2 protein-coding genes and 1 pseudogene are annotated in these 3,334 nt (G+C 60.0%); 1 reads left to right on the forward strand and 2 read right to left on the reverse strand.

Features of this window, described 5'->3' with window-relative positions; genetic code table 11:
• The coding region (locus tag C9413_RS29985) for a glycine betaine ABC transporter substrate-binding protein (protein ID WP_170251322.1) at positions 1-812 on the reverse strand (812 nt) is incomplete at its 3' end.
• Positions 813-1,416: 604 nt separating this feature from the next.
• On the opposite strand from C9413_RS29985, the gene C9413_RS29990 reads away from it, so the two are divergent.
• Positions 1,417-2,871 carry a cobyric acid synthase gene (locus tag C9413_RS29990; RefSeq protein WP_039845167.1) on the forward strand — a complete coding sequence of 485 codons (1,455 nt, stop codon included), beginning with the start codon at positions 1,417-1,419 and terminating at the stop codon, positions 2,869-2,871.
• Here C9413_RS29990 and C9413_RS29995 read toward each other — a convergent pair.
• Positions 2,868-3,334 (reverse strand): annotated as a pseudogene (locus C9413_RS29995) (chloride channel protein); the annotation flags it as partial. The gene C9413_RS29990 and the pseudogene C9413_RS29995 sit on opposite strands and share 4 nt — an antisense overlap.

A 3,334-nucleotide genomic window follows, 5' to 3' on the forward strand; every position in this document is an offset into this window, starting at 1 on the left:
GGACCGGCACGGTCGGCAAAGGCCTTGGTGACGACGGTAAAGGCCTGGGAGACGGGATAGGCGTTCAGCTGCGGACGCGCGCAGCCTTCGACCGATGTGCAGGCCAGCCATTCCGCCTTATCGTGGCTGACACCCATACTGAGACGTGTCATGTCGTATTTGCCGAGGATCGCCGTTGGTGCCCAGTAATAGCCGAGCCAGCCGACTTTGGCGTCGAAGGCTGCGCCGATCGAATCATCCAGGCTTTGCGGGCTTTCGCTGTCGATCAGCTCGAAACCGACCTTCTCGCCGTTCAAGGCTCTGAAGAGATTGGCTGTCGAAATCCGGCAGCTCCAGCCCGGCGGGCAATTGTGGACGGCGCCCTTGGAGGCATTTTTCGGCGCGGGGAAGAGGTCTGGCCGTTTCATGGCATCCTGCACGGAGCGGATGTCGGGATTTGCATCGGCGATGAATTTCGGGATCCACCAGCCTTCGATTGCGCCATCCGACAAAATCTCGGAGGCCTGGATCAGGCGCCCGCTCCTTACTGCCGCCTCGAGTTGGTTCCTGACGGACGCGGTCCAGAGTTCCGGAGCGATATCGGGCTCGCCCTTCTGATCCATTGAAGCAAACGTGGGTACGGTATCGCCGGCCACGGTGCTGACATTGCATCCATAGCCGTTTTTAAGAATGAAGCTGTCGAAATTGGCGGCAATCGCCGCCGAGGCCCAACTCATCTCCGCGATCGAAACATTACCGCAATCAGCTTGCGCGGCGCGGCCGCCGGCAACGAGACATACAGCAATAAACAGCGAAGCCGGGATGATCTTCATTCGCTCGTTCCCCAATTTTTGATGCTGACATGCAGCTTTTGGATGTGATGCTAACCGCCCAATGCATTCGTTCAATGAATGCAATGCAGCAGTTTGGCCGTCGCAATTTCAAGTGCCATGCGTTTTTTGCATCGCGACCGCCAGCCTGGAACATTCCGATAGTTTCGCAGCCTACGCCTTTGACACGGCAATTGAAATCCGCCTGTGGTGGAATATTTTTGAGCTAAATCACTGATTTGAATGATCTAATATTCCCGCTGATCCACGAGCGAAAGTCTGCGTCGAGCTTGAGGTGAAATGCCCTCAATGAACTGCATGCGGATCGAGAACCGGCAAAATGTCAAAAAAAGTCGAAATTCACCATTGCTGAGTTCCACAATAACACTCCGGTAAGAATGTCACGCTATCAGTTGAACCACGGCGGGGGACAACCGCCGCTTTCTCCGGATCAGGTAGTGCGTCCCGGAGGATACACGAGTTTCGCCGTGTATTGGCGAATACGCCAGAGTTTTCGGCAAACCGCGCGCGCCCGCCAGCCCGCGCGGTTTTCGCATTTCGGACAGACGATTGACCGCGGATCGTGCCGCGTTGTAGGCCTCATCGCATGACCAAGTCGATCATGTTGCAGGGAACCGGCTCGGATGTCGGCAAGACGGTGCTCGTTGCCGGGCTTTGCCGGCTTGCGGCCAATCGCGGCCTCAAGGTGAAGCCTTTCAAGCCTCAGAACATGTCGAACAACGCGGCTGTCGCCGATGACGGCGGGGAGATCGGCCGGGCGCAGTGGCTGCAGTCGCTTGCGGCGCGCACGTCCTCGTCGATACACATGAACCCGGTTCTCCTCAAGCCGCAATCCGAAAACGGCAGTCAGATCATCGTGCAGGGCAAGGTCTTCGGGCAGGCGAAGGCCCGTGACTACCAGAGGTTAAAGCCGCTGCTTCTTGAACATGTCCTGCAGAGTTTTGCGATCGTCTCGGAAGGCGCCGATCTCGTCATCGTTGAGGGTGCGGGATCGCCGGCCGAAATCAACCTGCGTCCCGGCGATATCGCCAATATGGGCTTTGCCACCCGCGCCAAGGTGCCCGTCGTGCTCGTGGGCGATATCGATCGTGGCGGCGTGATCGCCTCTCTTGCCGGCACGCACGCTATCCTTTCGGATGACGACCGGGCGACTATTTCCGGTTATATCATCAACAAGTTCCGCGGCGATGTTTCGCTCTTCGATGACGGCAACGCAGCCATCAATCGCTTCACTGGATGGCCGTGTTTCGGCGTGGTGCCCTGGCTGAAGGCCGCCGCCCGCTTGCCGGCGGAGGACTCCGTCGTACTGGAGCGCCTCGCCAGGGGCGCCTCCGGCGCGTTGAAGATCGCCGTACCGGTTCTGCCGCGCATCGCCAATTTCGACGATCTCGATCCTCTGCGTGCCGAGCCCGATGTCGAGCTCGTCTTCGTGAAGCAGGGAGACCGGTTGCCGGGCGATGCAGCGCTGGTGGTCCTGCCCGGGTCGAAATCGACGATTGCCGACCTCTGTGATCTGCGCGCTGCCGGCTGGGATCGCGATCTGGAGACGCACATCCGGCGTGGCGGGCGCGTCATAGGCATCTGCGGCGGGTATCAGATGCTCGGGCGCACGGTTCGCGATCCGCTCGGTATCGAAGGGGTGAGCACTGCGACACCGGGTCTCGGATTCCTTGATGTCGAGACCGAAATGGCACCGGAAAAGACCGTGCGGAACAGCCTGGCGGTCTCGGCCGAACACGGCGTTCCGCTTGCCGGCTACCAGATCCATCTGGGCGTCACGACCGGGCCGGACTGCGCCAGGCCATCAGCGGTGATCGACGGGGTGGCCGATGGCGCGGTATCTGCTGGCGGCCAGATCATGGGCACCTATCTGCATGGCCTTTTCTGCAGCGATGCCTATCGCGGCAAGCTTCTCGAGAGCTTCGGCCTATCCGGCGAACGGCGGAGCTACCGCCAAAGCGTCGACCAGGCGCTCGACGAGGTCGCGGACGAACTCGAAACCCATCTCGACAAAGGCTGGCTGGCCGGTCTTCTCGGCTAGATTTCGCCGGAGACTTCGCGGCGCCTGCGGTCGAGCTCTTCACTGTAGCGGCGAAGCGTATAGCTTTCGCTGAGCTGGCCGACGACGCGGCGTTCGATCAGATTGTTGAGCACGGCGAGTGCTTCGCTCTCCGTCTTGTCGAAGATCGCCGCCGCCTGCTTTGCGTTCATCTGCGGCTGCAGGAAGTCGTTCCGGTATCGGATGAAATCCTTCAGATCCTTGCCCTCGTCGTCGGTGTCGACCGGGCTCGCGTAGATTTCGGGAACGAGCACGATGCCGGCATATTTGTCGGAGTCATCGACGAGGATGACGCGCTGTCTCGATCCGATCGGGAAGGCCTTCTTGAAATCATCAATCGTGATGCTGACCTTCGCCGTTTTCACGTCCGAGCGCATCAGCTTGTCGACCGTCAGATTGCGGATCCAGCCGACATCATGGGCGCTGCGGATGCTTTCGCCACGAA

The organism is Rhizobium sp. SEMIA 4085, assembly GCF_013004495.1.
In the GTDB taxonomy this organism is placed as follows: Bacteria; Pseudomonadota; Alphaproteobacteria; order Rhizobiales; family Rhizobiaceae; genus Rhizobium; species Rhizobium gallicum.

What these genes read in the sequence shown, in the direction of transcription:
- C9413_RS29990 (WP_039845167.1), top strand. Translation starts at nt 1,417, where the DNA reads ATGACCAAGTCGATCATGTTGCAGGGAACCGGCTCGGATGTCGGCAAG.